18 protein-coding genes are annotated in these 20,900 nt (G+C 38.8%); 11 read left to right on the top strand and 7 right to left on the bottom strand.

Going from position 1 to position 20,900, the window contains the following annotated elements; all coding sequences use genetic code 11:
- Nucleotides 1–9: 9 nt before the first annotated feature.
- Nucleotides 10–978: a hypothetical protein gene (locus IRT38_RS01790; RefSeq protein ID WP_151723106.1), complete on the bottom strand. Its 969-nt coding sequence runs from the start codon at nucleotides 976–978 to the stop codon at nucleotides 10–12.
- 38 nt (nucleotides 979–1,016) lie between these two features.
- A complete protein-coding gene (gene mdtD, locus IRT38_RS01785) occupies nucleotides 1,017–2,405 on the bottom strand; it encodes a multidrug transporter subunit MdtD (protein ID WP_194596797.1) in 1,389 nt (462 codons plus the stop codon).
- A gap of 164 nt (nucleotides 2,406–2,569) precedes the next feature.
- Here mdtD and IRT38_RS01780 point away from each other — a divergent pair, with 164 nt between their 5' ends.
- Entirely contained in the window at nucleotides 2,570–4,348 is a 1,779-nt protein-coding gene (locus tag IRT38_RS01780; protein WP_194596795.1) for a choice-of-anchor I family protein, read from the top strand.
- 50 nt (nucleotides 4,349–4,398) lie between these two features.
- Here IRT38_RS01780 and IRT38_RS01775 read toward each other — a convergent pair whose 3' ends face one another.
- The gene (locus tag IRT38_RS01775; RefSeq protein WP_004917099.1) at nucleotides 4,399–5,019 is read right to left on the bottom strand and encodes a TIGR00730 family Rossman fold protein; all 621 of its coding nucleotides are present in this window, start codon (nucleotides 5,017–5,019) and stop codon (nucleotides 4,399–4,401) included.
- A 327-nt stretch (nucleotides 5,020–5,346) separates the two neighbouring features.
- On the opposite strand from IRT38_RS01775, the gene IRT38_RS01770 reads away from it, so the two are divergent.
- The 5 genes from IRT38_RS01770 to IRT38_RS01750 all read left to right on the top strand — a co-directional run bounded on the left by IRT38_RS01770 (nucleotide 5,347) and on the right by IRT38_RS01750 (nucleotide 12,668).
- A complete protein-coding gene (locus IRT38_RS01770; protein WP_194596794.1) occupies nucleotides 5,347–6,921 on the top strand; it encodes a TerC family protein in 1,575 nt (524 codons plus the stop codon).
- A gap of 98 nt (nucleotides 6,922–7,019) precedes the next feature.
- Nucleotides 7,020–7,502 carry a YchJ family protein gene (locus IRT38_RS01765; protein WP_042892332.1) on the top strand — a complete coding sequence of 161 codons (483 nt, stop codon included), beginning with the start codon at nucleotides 7,020–7,022 and terminating at the stop codon, nucleotides 7,500–7,502.
- A gap of 52 nt (nucleotides 7,503–7,554) precedes the next feature.
- The gene (locus tag IRT38_RS01760) at nucleotides 7,555–8,199 is read left to right on the top strand and encodes a trimeric intracellular cation channel family protein (RefSeq protein ID WP_125272568.1); all 645 of its coding nucleotides are present in this window, start codon (nucleotides 7,555–7,557) and stop codon (nucleotides 8,197–8,199) included.
- 414 nt (nucleotides 8,200–8,613) lie between these two features.
- Nucleotides 8,614–10,833, top strand: a complete 2,220-nt coding sequence (gene parC / locus IRT38_RS01755) for a DNA topoisomerase IV subunit A (RefSeq protein WP_194596793.1) — start codon at nucleotides 8,614–8,616, stop codon at nucleotides 10,831–10,833.
- A gap of 155 nt (nucleotides 10,834–10,988) precedes the next feature.
- Nucleotides 10,989–12,668, top strand: coding sequence for a long-chain-fatty-acid--CoA ligase (locus IRT38_RS01750; protein ID WP_004917080.1), 1,680 nt, complete (start codon nucleotides 10,989–10,991; stop codon nucleotides 12,666–12,668).
- Nucleotides 12,669–12,758: 90 nt separating this feature from the next.
- Here the strand turns inward: IRT38_RS01750 and IRT38_RS01745 are convergent, their stop codons facing one another.
- Nucleotides 12,759–13,151, bottom strand: coding sequence for a hypothetical protein (locus tag IRT38_RS01745; RefSeq protein ID WP_004958447.1), 393 nt, complete (start codon nucleotides 13,149–13,151; stop codon nucleotides 12,759–12,761).
- A 144-nt stretch (nucleotides 13,152–13,295) separates the two neighbouring features.
- Between IRT38_RS01745 and IRT38_RS01740 the strand changes: the two genes are divergently transcribed.
- Nucleotides 13,296–13,694, top strand: a complete 399-nt coding sequence (locus tag IRT38_RS01740; RefSeq protein ID WP_004957262.1) for an MAPEG family protein — start codon at nucleotides 13,296–13,298, stop codon at nucleotides 13,692–13,694.
- A gap of 115 nt (nucleotides 13,695–13,809) precedes the next feature.
- Nucleotides 13,810–14,337: an inorganic diphosphatase gene (gene ppa, locus IRT38_RS01735; protein WP_004957263.1), complete on the top strand. Its 528-nt coding sequence runs from the start codon at nucleotides 13,810–13,812 to the stop codon at nucleotides 14,335–14,337.
- Between the two features lie 106 nt (nucleotides 14,338–14,443).
- Here ppa and IRT38_RS01730 read toward each other — a convergent pair whose 3' ends face one another.
- Complete coding sequence (locus IRT38_RS01730; protein ID WP_042892338.1) at nucleotides 14,444–15,769, bottom strand: OprD family outer membrane porin; 1,326 nt, start codon at nucleotides 15,767–15,769, stop codon at nucleotides 14,444–14,446.
- 741 nt (nucleotides 15,770–16,510) lie between these two features.
- On the opposite strand from IRT38_RS01730, the gene IRT38_RS01725 reads away from it, so the two are divergent.
- Both IRT38_RS01725 and IRT38_RS01720 read left to right on the top strand, forming a co-directional pair.
- Nucleotides 16,511–17,281, top strand: a complete 771-nt coding sequence (locus IRT38_RS01725) for a TorF family putative porin (protein ID WP_004917065.1) — start codon at nucleotides 16,511–16,513, stop codon at nucleotides 17,279–17,281.
- A 345-nt stretch (nucleotides 17,282–17,626) separates the two neighbouring features.
- Nucleotides 17,627–18,415, top strand: a complete 789-nt coding sequence (locus tag IRT38_RS01720) for a TorF family putative porin (protein ID WP_004957280.1) — start codon at nucleotides 17,627–17,629, stop codon at nucleotides 18,413–18,415.
- Nucleotides 18,416–18,450: 35 nt separating this feature from the next.
- On the opposite strand, the gene IRT38_RS01715 is transcribed toward IRT38_RS01720, so the two are convergent.
- A complete protein-coding gene (locus IRT38_RS01715; RefSeq protein ID WP_194596791.1) occupies nucleotides 18,451–19,938 on the bottom strand; it encodes a YifB family Mg chelatase-like AAA ATPase in 1,488 nt (495 codons plus the stop codon).
- A 69-nt stretch (nucleotides 19,939–20,007) separates the two neighbouring features.
- Nucleotides 20,008–20,235, bottom strand: coding sequence for an accessory factor UbiK family protein (locus tag IRT38_RS01710; RefSeq protein WP_004958469.1), 228 nt, complete (start codon nucleotides 20,233–20,235; stop codon nucleotides 20,008–20,010).
- 275 nt (nucleotides 20,236–20,510) lie between these two features.
- Here IRT38_RS01710 and glnK point away from each other — a divergent pair, with 275 nt between their 5' ends.
- Nucleotides 20,511–20,849, top strand: coding sequence for a P-II family nitrogen regulator (gene glnK, locus IRT38_RS01705; RefSeq protein WP_000780326.1), 339 nt, complete (start codon nucleotides 20,511–20,513; stop codon nucleotides 20,847–20,849).
- Nucleotides 20,850–20,900 lie beyond the last annotated feature (51 nt).

Raw genomic sequence — 20,900 nt, 5'->3', positions numbered from 1 at the left:
CGTCAGAAGTTATGCAAGGTCTAATAGAGAGTCGGATTTACAATACTGATCATGTATTGATTGTACTCGTTTTGCTTTGGGATGAACCATCTGACTACCAAATTGTTCCACAAATCTACACGATGCATAATCTTTAGCCTGTCGTTCATATTCACGAACCCAGTTTTCTCTGTCTGCCGTGCGCTCGTTTGATATCGGCCATATACCTTGTCTTAATCGCTCTACGCCTATTCGCCACGGTTTAGGACTGATTCGGGCACGGAAGCAATTTTGATTTTGGCACATCAGGTCATAATAGGGATCGGCATAAATTGCTTTGAAAAATGATTGAACTTGCTCACCTCGAGGCTCAAAGATTTGATGCATAACTAAAATTCGATAACCATTGGGCGTGCGATAAACACGTAAGTGCCATGTTGGATAATGTGTTGAGAACGCTCTAATTTTCTCTAGAGCTTGTTGTTCAGGTGCGCCCTTAAGTTTTTGTTGGAATTTAAATACCGATTTTGCAATCAGGCTCGTAACTAGAAGCGAAAGGACAAATCCAATGCCAAAGATAAACCAAGAAGAAAAATAAAATGCGCCTAAACCGCTGCTAGCCAGTAATACAAAGAAAATGATGAAGTACAAACTAGAATGAGGTTGGGTCACAAAATCAATATCAGCAAATAAGACATCAGGTGTGTTTAGACATAATGCACCATAGCTATTACGCGTAATAATCACATCATCGTACTGGCTGATGATTTCCTCTCGAATAGGTAAGCCCTCTGCACCGTTATAAGCAACTTTATGATCGATACGCCGAACCGTTTTATCTATTTTAAGTTGTTCAAGCGCCTCAAAGACTCGTTGCTCAGCATGCTGCTGAGCCGCTTCGATATTTTCATCTGACCAACCAAAGCGTTTAATCGTATATTGGCGACCTTCAAATTTCGTTTTGGTTTTTGCTTCAGCCCAATATTTAGGGACGATCATCTCTAGATCCTTCTTATTTTTGATATTTTATTACTTAATTAGTCTGTTGTTTCTTTCGGAATTTGCCAAAAAATCCAAGCAGTAATGATATTGATACATCCTAAAGAGATGAGTGTGCAATGGAAAGCTGTAGTTATCGATGATGTTGGAAAATGTTGACCATATACATTGATCAATGTACCTGCTAAAGCAACCCCGATACTCATCGAGAGCATCATAATCATCGATAAGAAGCTATTTCCACTACTCGCATCATGCTGTGGTAAATCTTTAAGGGTGAGCGTATTCATGCCAACAAATTGCAGTGAGTTGAGCGTTCCAAAGATAAATAAATGTAATATTTTTAGCCATAGAGGCGTATCAGCGGTCATTAATGCAAAACTGGCAATACATAGACCCACTAATACGGTATTGGTGAGCAGAAAGCGACGATAACCCACTCGTTGAATGATAGGACGAATAATCGGTTTGGAAAATAATGAACCTAGTACCATCGGGATCATCATTAAACCTGTGATAAAAGGTTCGAAGCCAAAAGCCACTTGCAGCATCAACGGTAAAATAAAGGGAATCGCATTACTGCCTAGACGAGCAAAGAAATTTCCTAGTACCCCAATTGAAAAAATCTTATAGCGAAATAAACGTCCATGAAATAAAGCATTTTGATGGCTATGTGCATGATAAGCATAAGCAACTGTTGCAATCGTACCTGCAACTAATAAGGAAATACTGACTAAACCTGAATATTGAGGTGCAGCAATATTTTCAATGCCTAAAGACAATCCGACCATTGCGATCATGAGCAAGATAAAACCACTTAGATCAAAGGCTTTTACGCTCGGTTCTTTTTGGTTAGGCATGACTTTAAAGGTCATGATCATCCCAAGGACTCCCATCGGGATATTAATCAGGAAAATCCAGTGCCATGTGGTGACTTCGACGAGCCATCCACCCAATGTCGGTCCCATGAGTGGACCAATTAAACCAGCCAAACTCATTAGGCTCATAGCAGAGAGAAACTGAGAGCGGGGAATTAATTTAAGTAGTGCTAAACGACCAACAGGCATGAGTAATGCACCGCCAATCCCTTGAACGACACGAAAGAATAGCAACTGATCGAGGTTTTGTGATAAGCCACAACCTAGTGATGCTAAGCTGAAAATTACCATCGAACTGAGATAAATATTGCGAATACCAAAGCGATCAGCAAGCCAACCGCTTAACGGGATACAGGCTGCGACGGATAAAACATAAGCGACAATGACTCCATGCATTTGTAATGGGTCTTCATTGAGCTGAACTGCCATAGCAGGAATCGCCGTGTTGACGATCGTGGTGTCTAAGGCTTGCATAAAGAAGCCTATCGAAACCAATAATACCAACAAGCGAAATTCAGGTTGTACAGCTTGATGAGTCGTCGTTGTCATATATTTTAAGGTGCTAAAACTCTATTCAAGTTTAATGCAAAAGAGCCTGAAAGAAAGACAATAATTGTCAAAGAGACGTCATCGAAATGACATCAAAATGTCATCGAATTTGAATCTCAGAACACTAGATTGATCCTACATAATAAATCGTATGGAAATTGATCATGAAGTTTAAGATTTCAGTTTTATTGACAGCTTTACTGTCTGTGGGATTAGTGGCATGTAACGATAATAATGACAACAACAATAAATCAGAACAAATTGAACCTACCCCTGAAACCATTAAATTAAGTGTATTAGGACACTATAAAACCAATATTTTTGCTGAAAGTGCAGCAGAAATTCCTGCGTATGATGCGGCAAGCAAACGGTTATTTGTCGTGAATGCACAAAAAGGTTTGGTAGATGTACTGGATGCATCTAAGCCTGAACAACCTGTTCATATTGCAGAACTCTCTGCACGTGATTATTTAGCTGACTCAGAAGTGAATAGCGTTGCCGTACATAATGGCATCGTGGCGATTGCAGTCCAAGCAAAAAATAAAACCGATGCAGGTCTCGTGGTTTTCTTTAATGCCAAAGATTTGAGTTTTGTGAGTAAAGTCGCTGTAGGTTCGTTGCCTGACATGCTGACCTTTAGTCCAAATGGCAAAACTGTTTTAGTGGCAAATGAAGCTGAGCCAAATGATGATTATTCGATTGATCCTGAAGGTTCGGTCAGTATTATTGATATTCAAGATATCAAACAACCTAAAGCGAGTATTGCTGATTTTAGAGCTTGGAATAGCCAAAAGGCAGATCTCATGGCAAAAGGTGTGCGTATTTTTGGACCAAATGCTACGGTTGCTCAAGACTTAGAACCCGAATACATCACCATTTCAGGTGATAGCAAAACGGCATGGGTGACATTACAAGAAAATAATGCGATTGCACGAATTGATATTGCTCAACAGAAAGTTACCGATATTTATCCATTGGGCTATAAAGATCATGGCGTAATGGGTAATGAACTGGATGTCAGTGATAGAGACAGCAAGATAGATATCAAAACTTGGACTGGTTTAGTGGGTATGTATCAGCCAGACTCGATTGCGAATTATCAAGTGAATGGACAAACCTATTTGGTCACAGCCAATGAAGGGGATAGCCGTGAATGGTTAAAAGATGAAGATGCCTATTTTGCGGGTAACTTAGCTCAAGGTTATGTTGAAAATATCCGTATGAAGCATTTATTTAACAGTAAAGGCTTCAATGCGGAAGGTGATTATCCTGCCCATTTACAAAAGATCGCAAATGGTGTGAAAGGAGCTAAACTTAATCCTGTTACATTTGCCTATTGTGGTGCGACAGCAACCGAAGCAGGAGATTGTCGTAAAGATGGTAATTTAGGCCGTTTAAATATCGCATGGAATATGGGATATCAAACCAATGCGGATGGATCACCAAAGCTAGATGCAAATGGACGATTAATTTACGATAAATTGTATGCCTATGGCGCACGTTCATTTAGTATTTGGAATACCCAAGGACAGCTGGTATGGGATTCAGGAAGTGAGTTTGAGAAGAAAATTTCTGAACTGTTTCCAACTTATTTTAATACCGATCATGAAGCCGTTAGTTTAGATGATCGTAGTGATAATAAAGGTCCTGAACCTGAAGGCATTACACTGGGCACGATTGGTGCGAAGACCTTTGCATTTATTGGTTTAGAGCGAATGAGTGGCGTGATGGTATATGACATTACTACGCCAATGCAGCCTAAATTTGTTGAATATTTCACGACTCGTAATTTTGTGGAAACGGATAGTGCCAAGCAAGGCGATTTAGGACCAGAAGGTTTGATCTTTATCGCTGCCAAAGACTCACCAAATGGTAAGCCCTTATTGGTTGTCGGAAATGAAGTGAGTGGCTCTACTGCAATTTATCAAGTGAATGTTCAGTAATAAGTTATAAAAAAGCGGATCAATAGGTCCGCTTTTTTGATCAAAATACATCAAACTTCAATATGGGTCGGTGCATCCAAATTTTTAATTACATTAGAAATTTGTTCAGTAGTTTCACAAATAATCACTTTGGCACGATGTTGAGGGGGAAGAAATCCTTCTTCTACTGCATAATCAAGTTGGGCAATCAGTGCATCATAGAAACGATTGACGTTATAAATAATCATTGGTTTTTGATGTTGATTGAGTTGTCCCCAAGTCGCAATTTCTAGAATTTCTTCAAAAGTTCCCAAGCCACCTGGCAGAGCAATAAAGGCACTAGCACGCTCAGCCATTAACGCTTTACGTTCATGCATGGTCTCTACGACGTGTAACTCGGTGAGTTTACTATGAGCAATTTCATAATCCAGCATGAACTCAGGAATTACGCCAACGACTTCGCCACCATGTTCTAAAACCGTATCTGCGACTTGTCCCATTAGACCAATACTGGCACCGCCATATACGATGCCAAAGCCTTGATCAGCGACATGCTGTGCGAGTTCAATCGCTTTATCGCGGTAGATTGGTTTATTACCAGTACGTGAACCACAATATAGCGCAATTAAAGCTTGAGTTGTTTTTGGGAGAGGTGTTGTTCTTTTCTCAGTCATTCTTAGTACACTATTCATTTCGTTTACTTTTCACCTTATCATTTTCATTCTAGTTGTCTAGGCTAAATCACTTTTATGACAGTTTTATGCACATTTTACATACAATCTCTTTTGGCAATACTTAGAAAGAATTTGTAAGAAACATCCACATAAAAAAGGTGAATTTCACTACGATCTTGCCTATACTGAAAATCCTTTTATTAATTTATGTACCTCTATGAGTAGTGGTTGTTGTCGCTCCGCTTTGTTTTTATTTCCTAAGAAAAATGTTTTGGCTGCTAATGTTGGCCTTTTAAAATTTAAACTCCAATACCTTGCTGCCAATTTTGCAGAGGAGTCTCGTCAATGATCTTCGAATGGATGTCTGACCCTTCTGCATGGGTTGGTTTGGCGACTCTAGTCGTATTGGAAATCGTATTAGGTATTGATAACCTTGTTTTTATTGCGATTTTGGCGGAGAAATTACCGCCAGAACAACGTGCTGCTGCTCGTAGAATTGGTTTAATTCTCGCATTATTAATGCGTTTGGTTTTGTTGGCATCCATCGCTTGGGTGGTCACTTTAACCCAGCCGCTTTTCCATGTGTTCGATCATCCTTTCTCCGGGCGAGATTTGATTCTGTTGTTCGGTGGTGTGTTCTTATTGTTTAAAGGAACAATGGAATTACATGAGCGAATTGAAGGTAAGCAGATTTTAAAAGAAGAAAATCCAGTTCATGCCGCATTCTGGATGGTGGTTGTACAGATTGTTGTACTTGATGCGGTATTCTCACTTGATAGTGTGATCACTGCTGTGGGTATGGTCAAAGACCTTTCAGTGATGATGATCGCGGTGACTATTGCGATTGGTATCATGTTGTTGGCAGCACGTCCTTTGATGGAGTTCGTCAACAAACACCCAACTGTTGTGATTCTGTGTCTTGGCTTCTTGATGATGATTGGTTTCTCCTTAGTCGTTGAAGGCTTTGGTTTCCATATTCCGAAAGGCTATTTATACGCAGCGATCGGATTCTCTGTTTTGGTTGAAATGGTCAACCAAACTATGCGTCGTAACCAAGAAAAACTTGTGACAACGACTGACTTGCGCTATCGCACTGCTTCAGCAGTGTTGCGTATGTTGGGCGGCAAAAATGATGGTCAAAACAAAGAAGCGGAAGATGTTTTAGCAACTCAAGCTTATGCCAAAGAAGTCTTTGACGAAGATAATGGTGTTTACCATAGCGTACTTGTACAAGGTGTACTGGGATTGTCGGAACGACCTGTTAAATCTGTCATGACACCTCGTCCAGAGTTAGAGTGGTTAGATTTAGATTCTGATCCTGAAGAGTTAAAACAGCGCTTAATGGCAATGACCCACTCACGTTTAATTATTGCGCGTGGTGAGTTGGATAATATTGAAGGTATTGTTCTCACCCATAAAGTGTTAAATGAATATATTGAAACAGGCTCAATTGATTTCACAAAACATATTAGAGAACCTTTGATTGTTCATGAAAATGCGCAAGTGTTGATGGTGATGGAGCAATTACGTCAAGCACCTTTGCAAATGGCGATTGTACTCAATGAATATGGTTCAATTGAGGGTATTGCAACTCCAATTGATGTGCTTGAAGCGATTGCTGGTGAGTTCCCTGATGAGGATGAACTCGAAGCTGCGGCGGCAAGCTTAGAAGACGGTTCGATGTTGTTAGAAGGATCGACCGATATTCGCCATGTGTCATTGTTACTCGGTAAGGACTTAGTTGATGAAAGTGAAGAATATTCAACTTTGTCGGGTTATATTCTTTTCCATTTAGGACGTTTGCCTGAAAATGGTGAAATGATCGAAGCCGATGGTCATCGCTTTGAGGTGGTGACGATGGATGGGCACAAGATTGAAAAAGTGCGCATCATTGCAAAAGACAAAACATCTGAAAAGTAATTCGATTTGTTGAGTTGCTTTAAATCCCTGAGCTAAATCTAATATGTAGAGCAATCACATTATGGTTTTCTCAGGGTTTTTATTTTTGAGAATGAAAAATGACTGTGTTAGAGAATTGCCCTTGCGGACAAGGTTTATACATAAATTGTTGTCAGCCTTTGCATCTAAAACAACAATTTGCTGAACATGCAGAGCAGTTGATGCGTTCACGCTATAGCGCGTTTGCCTTGCAAAAAATAGATTATATTATTGAGACGACTGCTTTAGGTCAACAGTCTATGCTTGATCGTGCTGCAATCGCAGATTGGAGTCAGTCTAATCAATGGTTAAAATTAGAAGTGTTACAACACCAGCCTAAACTTGATAAAACTCATGCCTTAGTCGAGTTTAAAGCCCATTATTGTGATCAAAATCAGGATGCAAAACAGCAGCATATACATCATGAAATTTCACATTTTGTTTTACATCAGCAGCGTTGGTATTTTCTTGATCCAACCTTGAATATGCAAGTCACCATGAAACAACCGTGTATTTGTGGTTCGGGGAAAAAATTTAAACAATGTTGTGCACAATTCATCTAAGTTTGTCTTAAAATAGCGCACACTTTTATGCCTGATTGAAGGATGTAGGCAGATGTTGCTCACCGTTATTTACATTATTGCCATTACTGCAGAAGCAATGACAGGAGCTCTGTCAGCGGGACGTCGTAGTATGGACTGGTTCGGTGTGACACTGATTGCCTGTGTGACAGCTTTGGGTGGTGGTTCAGTTCGAGATGTGTTGTTAGGGCATTATCCTTTAACTTGGGTGAAGCATCCTGAGTATTTGGTACTGACGTGTTGTGCTGCATTTGTCACGATTATTATTGCCAAATGGATGAAGCATTTACGCAATATCTTCTTGGTACTTGATGCTTTAGGTTTAATTGGTTTTACCATTATTGGTTGCCAAATTGCGTTGTCGATGGGGCACGGTTTTGTCGTCTCAGCCGTTGCAGGAGTTTTGACAGGAGTATCAGGTGGTATTCTGCGTGATATTCTGTGTAATGACGTGCCTTTAGTTTTCCGCCGTGAGCTATATGCCAGTATCTCTTTTGTTGCTGTGATCTGTTATTGGATCTGCTTAGAGGTCGGTTTGCCACATGATTTGACCGTTATTTTCACTTTGGTTTTTGGTTTTACTTTACGTTTGATCGCGATTTATTTTGGCTTAGAAATGCCGAAATTTATTTATAAAGAAGATGATGCAGAATCTGCTTCGTCTACAGATGAGCATTGATTGACTAGCTGTATATGCGATGCTTTGAGATAAATTAAAATGAATGATATCAAGTTTGATAAGAAAGATTTTTATAAAAGTAACAAGCTTTTTCTTATCTTGGTGATTGTATATTTTCTGGCGCAGTATAAGTTTCAGTTAGATGTTTTAAACATTCTGCATGATCTCCTTTTATTCGGAGTGACTGTCGGATTGTTCAAATTACTAAGAAATATTCAACAAGATCGACTGAATTATCTTATTCCGAATATTATGTTTATTTGTCTCATAATTTTTCAGATTGTATTTAAGAAATAACATCTCTTGTAAGACAGCATTTGACGTTTAAACAACAACAAGGGCTTGTCACAACGCTTTCATCCACATAGCATACAAAGCATTGACGATAACAATGATTTTGGATGACTTGCTGAAATGACCAGCCTTGCACATCATGCAACCGAAAACCGTTCCGTAGCTGAATTCACAGAACAAGCTTATTTAAACTATGCCATGTACGTGATCATGGATCGTGCATTGCCACATATCAGTGATGGTTTAAAACCTGTACAGCGCCGTATCGTATATGCGATGAGTGAGTTAGGTTTAAAATCAACAGGTAAGCCAAAGAAATCTGCTCGTACAGTTGGTGATGTACTGGGTAAATACCATCCACATGGTGACTCAGCATGTTATGAAGCCATGGTGTTGATGGCTCAGCCGTTCAGTTATCGTTACCCATTGATCGAAGGTCAAGGCAACTGGGGTTCACCAGACGATCCAAAATCCTTCGCTGCGATGCGATATACCGAAGCTAAACTGTCCGCTTATAGTGAATTATTGCTGAGTGAACTAGGACAGGGCACCAGCGAATGGCAAGATAACTTTGATGGTTCGATGAAAGAACCAATTACTTTACCTGCACGTATTCCCAATATTTTGCTGAATGGCACCACAGGAATTGCGGTGGGGATGGCGACTGACATTCCACCTCATAATTTACGTGAAGTGGTAAAAGGTACGATTGCACTGATTCGCAATCCTGAAACCACAGATGAAAAATTAGCAGAATACATTCCTGCACCAGATTTACCGACTAAAGCAGAAATTATTACCCCACCTGAAGAATTATTAAAAATTCAAACCACAGGTCGTGGTAGTTATCGCATGCGTGCGGTATATACCATTGATAAAAATGAAATCGTAATCACTGAACTACCGTATCAAGTTTCAGGTTCAAAAGTGATTACTCAAATCGCTGATCAAATGATCGCTAAGAAATTGCCTCTGGTCAGTGATGTACGAGATGAATCAGATCATCAAAACCCAACACGTTTGGTGATTGTACTGCGCTCTAACCGTGTCGATGCAGAAACGGTAATGAGTCACTTATTTGCTACGACGGATTTGGAATCTAGCTATCGCGTCAATCTAAATATGATTGGCGCGGATGGTCGTCCGCAAGTTAAATCGATTCGCCGCATTTTATTAGAATGGATTGAAATTCGTAAGCAAACGGTGATACGTCGTCTTCAATACCATTTAAATAAAATCGAAAAACGACTGCATATCTTGGCAGGTCTTTTAATTGCTTATCTCGATATTGATACTGTGATTCGAATTATTCGTGAGGAAGATCAACCCAAACCAGTGTTGATGCAGCACTTTGGGATTGATGACATTCAAGCGGAAGCGATTTTAGAGTTAAAGCTTCGTCACCTCGCCAAGCTTGAAGAAATGGAAATTCGTCGTGAGCAGGAAGAGTTAGAAGCGAAAGCTGCGATTATTCGTGAGCAATTGGCAAATCCAGAATCATTGAAGAATTTAATCATTAATGAATTAAAAGAAGATGCTAAAAAGTTCGGTGATGATCGCCGTTCACCTATCGTTACTCGTGCTGATGCTGTACAAATTAAAGAGCAGGACTTAATGCCTGCGGAAACGGTGACGGTTGTTTTATCCGAAGCAGGTTGGGTGAGAGCTGCCAAAGGCGGTGATGTCGATGCTGCGAACTTAAACTATCGTGCTGGCGATCAATATCTCAGCCATGCAGTTGGAAAGACCAATCAGCGGGTGTATTTCTTGGATGAAACAGGTCGAAGCTATGCTTTACCGATCAGTAGTTTGCCATCGGCACGTGGATTGGGTGAGCCTTTAAGTTCTAAACTTGCACCAGCCAGCGGTGTGTCATTTATTCAAGTCTTTATTGAAGATGATGCGAGTGAATTGCTTGCCGTGAGTTCAAATGGTTACGGCTTCAAAACGCAAGCAGCTCAACTTGATACCAATGCTAAGGCAGGTAAATCCTTCTTGACTGTGGCAGATAAAGCGACGGCATTACCATTGTTGCCAATTCAGCAAGCGACACATGTTGCAATCTTAAGTTCTGCGGGTAGGTTACTTATCGTTGATTTGACTGAGTTACCTGTGCTGAATAAAGGTAAAGGTAACAAGTTGATACAACTTGATGAAAAAGAGCAAATTTTATCCATGACAACCTTGAATTTAGATGAAATAATCCAAGTCGCTGCAGGACAACAACATCTAAAACTGAAAGAGGATGATCTCCAAAAATATATAGGAAAAAGAGCAACAAAGGGGCAACTTTTACCACGGGGATATCAAAAAGCAAATAGACTCCTCATTCAGAGATAAGGCTAGTATTCTGCTATACAAATACGTTATATATGAAATATATTCATCTTGTATGAATAGATTGACTAAGGCAATTCAAAAAGTTAAAAAAAATGTTTTGCCATGGAAAGTAACGTTGTTACATTTTAAGGATTACACTCGGAGATAATGGCATTATGGAAAAGATTTGGTTTGCTGAATACCAAAAGACAGGAATTCCAGAAACAGTTGCACTGCCTGCTGAAAACACCTCACTTGTTGATATTTTTGAACGCAATTTCCAAAAATTTGGTTCACGTGATGCCTTTATCTTTATGGATAAAGTTTTAACGTATAATGAATTAGAAGTCGCTAGTCGTAAATTCGCAACATATTTACAAAGCCTGGGTTTGGCAAAAGGATCACGCGTTGCGGTGATGATGCCTAACGTATTCCAATACCCAGTGGTTGCTTTAGGTGTATTCCGTGCAGGCTTAGTACTGGTAAATGTGAATCCACTTTACACAGCACGCGAACTTGAGCATCAATTAAATGACTCAGGCGCGGAAGCTCTTGTAATCATCGAAAACTTTGCTAGTGTTTATCAAAGCATTATTGGTAAAACACCAGTGAAGCATGTTGTGGTTGCTTCTGTCGGTGACATGCTCGGTACACTGAAAGGTACGATTGTAAACTTCGTTTTACGTAAAGTGCGTAAGCAAATTCCTGCTTGGAACATTCCAGGTCATGTGAAGTTTAATACTGCATTAAACAAAGTAAGCCCAAGCAATTATAAACGTCCAAGCTTAACCTTGAGTGACACTGCTGTACTTCAGTACACAGGTGGTACAACAGGTGTTTCAAAAGGTGCTGAATTAACTCATCGCAACCTTGTATCAAACTTATTGCAGTGTGACGGAATTTTCTCAAGTAAATTCGGTACGGGTGATGGTGCTAAAGATGACCGTATCGTATGTGCTTTACCGCTTTATCACATCTTTGCATTCATGGTGTGTGCACTTTACGGTATGTACAAAGGTCAAGCGAATATCTTGATTCCTAACCCACGTGACTTACCAGCTGTTGTTGGTGAATTACGCAAATACAAACCTTCATTCTTCCCAGCAGTAAATACATTATTTAATGCTTTAGTGAACAATGAAGAGTTTAAACAACTTGACCATAGCAATCTTAAGATGGCAATGGGTGGTGGTATGGCTGTATTGCCTTCAACTGCTGCTGCTTGGAAGAAAGTAACAGGTACGATCATTATCGAAGGTTATGGTTTATCTGAAACTTCACCAGTTGCAACTGCAAACCCACCAACAACAACTGAGTTTAGTGGCACAATCGGTATTCCATTGCCATTAACAGAAGTTGTATTGCTTGATGATGATGGTAACGAAGTAGCACAAGGCGAACAGGGTGAGATTTCAATCCGTGGTCCTCAAGTCATGAAAGGTTACTGGAACCGTCCAGACGAAACTGAAAAAGTGATGACTAAAGATGGTTTCTTCCGTACTGGTGACGTCGGTATCATGGATACACGTGGTTACTTCAAGATTGTAGACCGTAAGAAAGATATGATCTTGGTTTCAGGCTTTAATGTTTATCCAAGTGAAATCGAAGAAGTGATTGCAAAACATCCTAAAGTATTGGAAGTTGCTGCGATTGGTGTACCTGATGAAAAATCAGGTGAAGTGCCAAAACTATTCATCGTGAAAAAAGATCAGTCATTAACGACTGAAGAAATCTTGGCTTATGCAAAACAAAACTTAACAGGTTACAAATGCCCTCGTTATGTTGAGTTTATGGATGACTTACCAAAATCAAACGTAGGTAAAATCTTACGTAAAGATTTACGTAAACCTGCTTAAGCAACCAACCTTTACACTGCTATAACCAGCTCACCCTTAAAAAAGGGGGAGCTAGAAAAACGCCGCAATCGCGGCGTTTTTTATTTGGGTTTATTTAGAGTTATTCGACTTCATTAACCAGCGATCAATATACGGTCGACCGATGCCTACAATCCCGACAAATACAACCATTGTGGCAAGTTGGAAACGTAGACGAGTAGGATCAATCCCATTAAAACTAAAATAATTATCTGCTACGGCGTAAGCAACAATAATACTCAACCAATGCCAAAGCGTTAAACGCTTAATCCCAACAGCATAGAAGGCAATCGTCAGTATAACAAAGGTCCCTAGAGTTGATTGCCAGTTCAAGTTTGCACAAATTACGCTAAGCAAAAATGCCATGATTGGCAGCACGACTTTCAATACACGATCTACGAGGACTTGATGTTGTCGTTGCTGTGCAAGTACTTCAAACATTTCTTTTTGATCTGGATGTTGCATAGTCTAACCCTAGAAAACTAAAAATGAGTTACAAGTGGATGGCATATAAACTTGAGAGATTTGTCGAATATACACAAATGAAAATTAAATAAATTTTAGGTTATGATAGCATGATCAAAAGAATTTCAAGTGACGGATGTGAGCATGCAAGGTATTGGCGGCATTATATTGATTATTATCGTCGCGTGTCTGTTGCCCTATGTTTTCACCTTGATTGCAAAATCGAAGGGTGGTTTTCAAGCAAAAGATAATCAGAATCCGCGTGAATTTCTAGCTAAAACGACAGGTTTGGCCGCACGTGCCAATGCTGTACAGCAAAATAGTTTTGAAAGCTTACCTTTGTTTATTGCGGCTATTTTAATGGCTGAATATATGGTGGTACCTGAGAAATTTATTATGACTTTAGGTTGGGCTTATATCGTTTGTCGCGTGATTTACGGTATTTGTTATCTAGCGAATTTAGCGACTTTACGTTCGATCATTTGGTTTTTTTCGCTACTTTGTCCGATTCTCCTTTTTGTGATTACTGTCAAAATGACTTAAGGTAAATAAAATAGAAAATTCTCTAGCTGATGGTTTTCTAGCATCATTTTCATTGTATTCACGTTATAATCTCTCGGATTTACATCTAAGTTCACCAATATAAACGAGTGTTGATATGAGTTATAGCAATATTCCTGCGGGTAAAGACGCACCAAACGACATTTATGTCATCATTGAAATTCCTGCAAATGCAGCACCTATCAAATACGAAATCGATAAAGATTCTGATGCGTTATTTGTAGATCGTTTTATGGGTACAGCAATGTTCTACCCAGCTAACTATGGTTATGTACCAAATACATTGTCAGAAGATGGTGACCCATTAGACGTATTGGTTGTAACGCCACATCCTGTTGCTGCGGGTTCAGTCATTCGTTGCCGTCCAGTGGGCAAACTGAACATGGAAGATGATGGTGGTATTGATGCGAAACTCATCGCAGTTCCACATGAGAAGTTATCTCCTCTCTATAAAGATGTTAAAGAATATACAGATCTTCCTCCTTTATTGATTAGCCAAGTTGAGCATTTCTTTGCACATTACAAAGATTTAGAGCCTGGAAAATGGGTAAAAATTAGCGGTTGGGAAAGTGCTGATGTTGCTAAAGCTGAAGTGCTTAAAGCGATCGAAGCTGCTAAGAAGTAATTTTCTGAGTAGATTCAGCTAGATTTTATGATTTAAAGTCTAGCTGATAAAAAAACCTCCATTCAATTGAATGGAGGTTTTTTTATGACTTAAATAAAGCTGTGAATTAGAACAGTTTCACAGGAATATCAAGGAACAAACGCCATTCATTGGTTGAGCCAATGACATTGCTGACATATTGACCAGAAACATTATTATAGGTATCACTTGAACGTAAGTAAGAATAGCGAACACGTAGGCTTGCATCTTTCAATGCACCTGTTTGAACTGTATATTTGACTTGGTTAAAGAACTCATGTTCTTCGGCTTGGTCAATGATTTTTGAGCGATCTGTTATTTTAGCGATATCAATATCCCAACCATAAACAAATGCAGTTGTCCAGTTTAGACCAGGTAAACCGTGATTTTTGAAGTTGTAGTTATATTGTAGCCCGACAGATTTTTCATCATTACCATTAAAGTCGCCTAAATAGGAATTAGGGACATAGATACTTTGTAAACCATCAGCATTATAGCCATAGTCATATCCAGTATTACCTGTGTTATCTTGATAAGAAAGCATGACATTATGTACATCTTTGCCATAGCCCACTGAAACAGCCCAAATCGAGTTTTTACGGTTTGCTAGATCATCTGTGGTATGTGAATCAGTGAGTGCATCTTTATCCCATTTTGTATGATAACCCATGGCATCAAGTGTTAAGGTACTCTTGTCTTTTAAGCTTTGGGTAAAGTTTACATTAGCATAATGACGTTCTAACTTATCTTGAACATCTAAGCCATAATACGATGAATTGAGTTGATCATTAAATTTATATTTAGCACCCCAAACTACTGCACGATCAAGCCCTTGACCTGTCACATCTTTATCGGTACTAATTTGGTTTGACATTTGGTTTTTTGTGAATTTACCTGCAACCACATTTAGATTTGGAATTTCATTACTTTCAATGAAAACACCTGTGTAATACTCAGGCACTAAACGGGCTTGATTACTTGCCATGACAGGAAGTGTTGACACCTGTGTACCATAAGTCACGGTTGTGTTGGAAATACGTGCTTTCACATTGGCACCACCACGAGCCCAATGATCATAAGCAAATCCACGATCATCTACAGGAATCATTTGATTACCCGTATTATTATTCGCACCAAGCTTGAAAGATGCATCACCTACTAGGCCAACACCAAAGCCAACAACACCCTTTGTAAAGCCTGATTGAAGATCAAAAATGGCAGTTTGCGCTGTTGAGCTTGTATCATTTGTTAAACCGTCTTTTTTATCACGATTTAAAAAGCCTGTGCGGAACAATACTGAACCATTTGCATCTTCAACAAATCCTTTTGCTTCGCTTTGTTCGCTTGCATATGTTGAGGAGATCAATGCGGCATTAATCAAAACCGCCAATGTAAGTTTCTTTGCCTTTGGCATAGGTAGCCTCATAATAAATAAAATCAATTTCGATCAAAATCGAAATTTTGACCAATTGTATAAGTTATACATAAAAAAGATAGATTTTTATTAAATTATTTTAATCATTTTTACACAAAATTCAGCTAAGATTTTATGATTTAATTATCGTTTAAAATTAAATCATATTTAAATTAATATATTGATTTTTATTAATATATTGTTTTATTTTAATCATAAAATATATTGATTATTTTTTAGCTAAATGCATTAAAAATACGTGATTTGTTTCTATTTTTTCTCTTTTATTTTAATGATTTATTTTTTCTTTGATCAAAAGCTCTTCGACTGATTTGCAAAAAATTACATCCCGACGAATGACATTTTTTGCTGTACAAAAACGCACCATTATTTTCAGGCAGATTTAAGTTTTATCTGTGCACTTTTAGGGGGCGATTCAGGCTATATCAACATATTTGATTGTTATTTAAGGAGAACAGCACTTTTTGTTAAATTGAATTGCATTATTTTTGTGCATTTTTTAGGCGCAACAATGGTAGTGCTTTTTAATAGTTCAGAAAAATGAACCTTATTAAAGAAAAAATAATATTTCAGCACAGCCAAATGGCGTCGATAGCACTCTTATTGAACAGAAGCTAGATTTAGCAAGCATTTCTAAAAGTTGGCACAGCAATTGCTAATTACAAAATGATGCAACTTAAAACATAAATCAGTCGAATATCCATCATGGGGGAGATCAATATGATGAAATTTGCATGTAAAGCGATCGCGTTGAGTATTTTTGCTGTGACTTCGACTTTTGCTATGGCCGAAGAAACAAATACTTTATCTCAGTATGGCCTTAGCTTTTCTGGTAATGCTGCTTTAACTACAGACTACCGTTATCGTGGTATGACACAAACTCAAAGTGATCCAGCATTACAAGGTGGTTTTGCTTTATCTCATTCTTCTGGTTTGTATGCAGGGGTATGGGGTTCAAATGTAAATTTTGGTTCTGCTGATCCACATTTGGAGTTAGACCCATATGTAGGTTATGCAACAGAATTACCATTTGCTGGTAAGCCAAAATTAGATGTTGGTTTATGGTATTACGGTTATCCAAGTGCTTCAGATTTTAACTGGCTTGAGTTATACGCTAAATTAGGATTCAGCAGTGTTATTGCTTCTGGTGACAGTCTTTTAGCTGCTGTTAACTACACCAACGACTTCTTTGGTTTAGAAGAAGATGCGTGGTATTTAAACGCAACTTATACTGTTCCTTTCGCTGATACTGGTTTTGGTGGTGTAGCTAGCGTTGGTTATACTAAAGCTGATGATTACGACTTTAGTGACAACGGTAGTGAAGACGATAACTATGTCGATTGGAAAGTTGGTGTAACTTATAGCGTGAAATCAGTACCTGGTTTATCAGCTGAACTAGCTGCTGTAGGAACAAACATTGATGCAAATGCGCAACCATATAAACGTGGTGTTGAAACAGGTGCAGTATTTACATTAAACAAAACATTCTAATCATGTAATTGATTGATGCTTTGAAAGCCAGCAATTTGCTGGCTTTTTTATCTTTAGTCATTTTATTTTTAATCAATTTGATTGTTTGAAATTGAGTTAAGTATTACGTGCATCACTGCGCCAGAATGAACGCTTTTTGCTCCAGTTTGGTTAGGTATTCGATCATTAATTTTGCAACTTAATTATTCTAAAAAATAACTATGCTGATTTGCATATAAATAATTGTTTTATAATAATTTATTTAATTTTGTGTCGTTGTTGATAATGGCATGGCATTTGCAAAATATCTATTGATTCACTTTAAGACCTAAATCATTCAAATGTAAATAAAAAGGGGCAATCAATATGATGAAGTTTGCAGTTCAAGCTGTTGCTTTAGGGGTCGCTACATTCGCTTCGACACTCACTATGGCAGAAGAAAAAAAACTTCCATTTCCAGGTACGATCACAGGCAATATCAATGTTGTGTCTAGTTATAACTTGCGTGGTATGACCAACTCACCTGAAAGTGATACACCTGCGGTGCAAGGTGGACTTGATTATGCACATGATAGTGGTTTTTATTTGGGTTATTGGTTTTCAACATTGACAGCTGCTTATGCAGATTTTAATACCTCACCTACAGACGTGAAGGAAGAAAAGAAGTCATTTGAAAATGATTTGTATGCAGGATACAAAGGAAAAATCACAGAAGATTTGGGCTATCAAATTGGTGGGACTGTTTATTATTACTATCCAGGCTGGGAATCAACGGGTTATGAAACAATTGTCGGGCTGAGCTACAAAGACTTTAATATTACTGCTCAGACATTATTAAATAATGTGACTTTTGGTAATAAAGGTGACACCTATTTCTTGGCAACATATGCACCTAAATTAGCTGGCGGATTTACAGGTAAAGCACAAGTTGCGGCTTATTATTATGGTGATGATGATGAGTACTTGGCTTATCAAGCAAAACCAGGTGATGTCACCAAAACAGATTTTGCATTCCGACACGCTACACTAGGTTTATCGCATCCTTTGGGTGAAACTGGTGCAACGTGGAGTCTAGATTACATTTTTGGCGGTTATACGCGTGATGAAACTAAACAGAAAAACAAAGTTGTTTTAGCTTTAGGTTATGCGTTCTAACTGATTTGAGAAAAAAGCGACCATTAGGTCGCTTTTTAGCTATTGCTACCTCGATAAGACAAGGCTTCTGTTAAATGTGAGCTAGATATCATGTCACTCTCAGCTAAGTCAGCAATCGTTCTTGCAACGCGAAGTACCCGATGATAAGCACGGGCCGATAGATTTAATCTTTGTTGTGCCATTTCAATAATTTTTGCAGATCCCTCGTCTAAACGAGCATGTTGATCCAAAAGTTGGGGTGAAAGCGCTTGGTTTAAGCATTGCTGTCTTTTGATCTGTTGTTGATATGCTTTTATCACTCGATGACGAACAGTTTCAGAGTTTTCTGAGGGTTTTTGGTCTTGTAGCTCTTGAGCTTGCAAGGGTGGAACATCGATATGCAGATCGATTCGATCCAAAAGTGGACCTGAAATTCGATTTTGATAACGCTGAATACTTTCAGGCGAACACTGACAACGACTATCTTGATTAAATGCATATCCACAAGGGCATGGATTCATTGCAGCGATAAACTGAAAATTTGCAGGGAAGGTCATTTGTCTCGCCGCGCGAGAAATTACGATTTCTTTAGACTCTAAAGGTTGGCGCAGAACTTCAAGCACTTTGCGGTCGAATTCAGGTAATTCATCTAAAAACAAAACGCCGCGATGAGCAAGCGTAATTTCTCCAGGTTTTGGTTGAGAGCCTCCACCAACCAAAGCGATCGCAGATGCTGTATGGTGAGGTGCACGAAAAGGGCGCTGACCGAAATGATGTTGAGCATTTGCTACGGAATAGATACTAGCAACCTCTAAATTTTCTTGAGCATTCAAAGGGGGTAAAATTGAAGGCAGTCGAGATGCAAGTAATGTTTTTCCAGTGCCAGGTGGTCCCTTAAAGAGTAATGAATGACCTCCTGCAGCTGCAATTTCCAATGCTCGGCGTGGGCGAAGCTGACCTTTAACATCGGCAAGATCGTATTGATATTGTGATAATGATGAAATAGATCGTTGTGGTGCGGCTCTTATTTGGCTACTGCCCAAAAAATGTGCACATACATCTTGTAAATGTTTGGCAGGATAAACTTGAAAGTCTTCTAGTTGATTTGCCTCGTCCACATTTGATTCAGGAAGAACTAAATGATGCTTAGCTTGCTGACAAGCCATAGCAATAGTTAATGCCCCTGAAGTTGGACGTAAATGACCATCCAAAGCAAGTTCACCAATAAATTCAAATCCTTCGGTACAATTTTCAGGAAGCTGACCTGATGCGATTAAAATTCCCAATGCAATTGGCAGGTCAAGTCGTGACCCATCTTTGGGCAAGTCTGCAGGTGCTAAATTGATGGTTAAACGTTTGGTTGGGAAAAGAAAACCACTATTAATTATTGCGGATCGAACGCGATCTTTACTTTCTCGAACTGCTGCCTCAGGTAAACCCACGATAGTTAAAGACGGTAGGCCAGAACTAATATGAACTTCGACCTCGATTTGAGGCGCATGTAGCCCCAATAATCCCCTTGTATAAATTTTTGCAAAAGACATTTTATTATTGTTCCATTGTGGTGCTTTATTTTTAATCATTTAAATGTGCAAGTTGCACTGAAAAGGTGCTTATTTTTTGTTCTGCACCATTTCTTCAAGAGTTTTCATCTGTTGTTGTAACTCAGTAAGACGTTGGTTGGCTAAATTGAGGGCAGTTCTTTGACGATCTAGTTCTTGTTTGGAAACAAGATCGAGTTTCTCGATGCTTTCATTTAATAATGCGCGGAGGTTCTTTTCTAAATCTTTTTTAGGTTGATCAATTTGCTGCAAAATCGCTTGTAAAAGAGTTTCAATCATAATGAGCTCAATGAGTTATGTATATTTGCTGCTCAGTGTAACACTGCTTGTCTGAATCCTCTAGACTTGTTGTTGAACGTTGGATGACTGGAGACTTGTTTTAGCTAAACGTTGGCAAATGAAACTTATTTTCGATTGAATATCTACATCTTCAAGGCTAAATAGGTTATAAAGAAAGCTTGTGCCTGATATTTAAAAATCCCCAACCTTTAAATATTGGCACGAAAATTGAACATAAAACCTTACTGGTGAAAATAAGCCGAAGGAAAACAAACATGAAGCTTGTAACTGCAATTGTAAAACCATTCAAATTAGACGACGTGCGTGAAGCGCTCTCTGATATTGGTGTTCAAGGGATTACCGTAACTGAAGTCAAAGGTTTCGGGCGTCAAAAAGGTCACACAGAATTGTATCGTGGTGCAGAGTATGTGGTTGATTTTTTACCAAAAGTGAAGATTGAAATTGCGATTAGCGATGAAATGGTTGATGCCGTGATCGAATCAATCACTCGTGTCGCAAGCACTGGAAAAATTGGTGACGGAAAAATCTTTGTTACGAATTTAGAACAAGTCATCCGTATTCGTACTGGTGAAACAGGGCCAGATGCTGTCTAAATTGGCATAAAGTTTGCTGAGTTAGAAATAAGAGAAATAGCTCACAAAATA

This window comes from Acinetobacter sp. SK-43, from assembly GCF_015351505.1.
Classification (GTDB): domain Bacteria; phylum Pseudomonadota; class Gammaproteobacteria; order Pseudomonadales; family Moraxellaceae; genus Acinetobacter; species Acinetobacter junii.
Note: the sequence above shows the minus strand (reverse complement) of the source record. Positions and strands in the feature narration are given on the sequence as shown.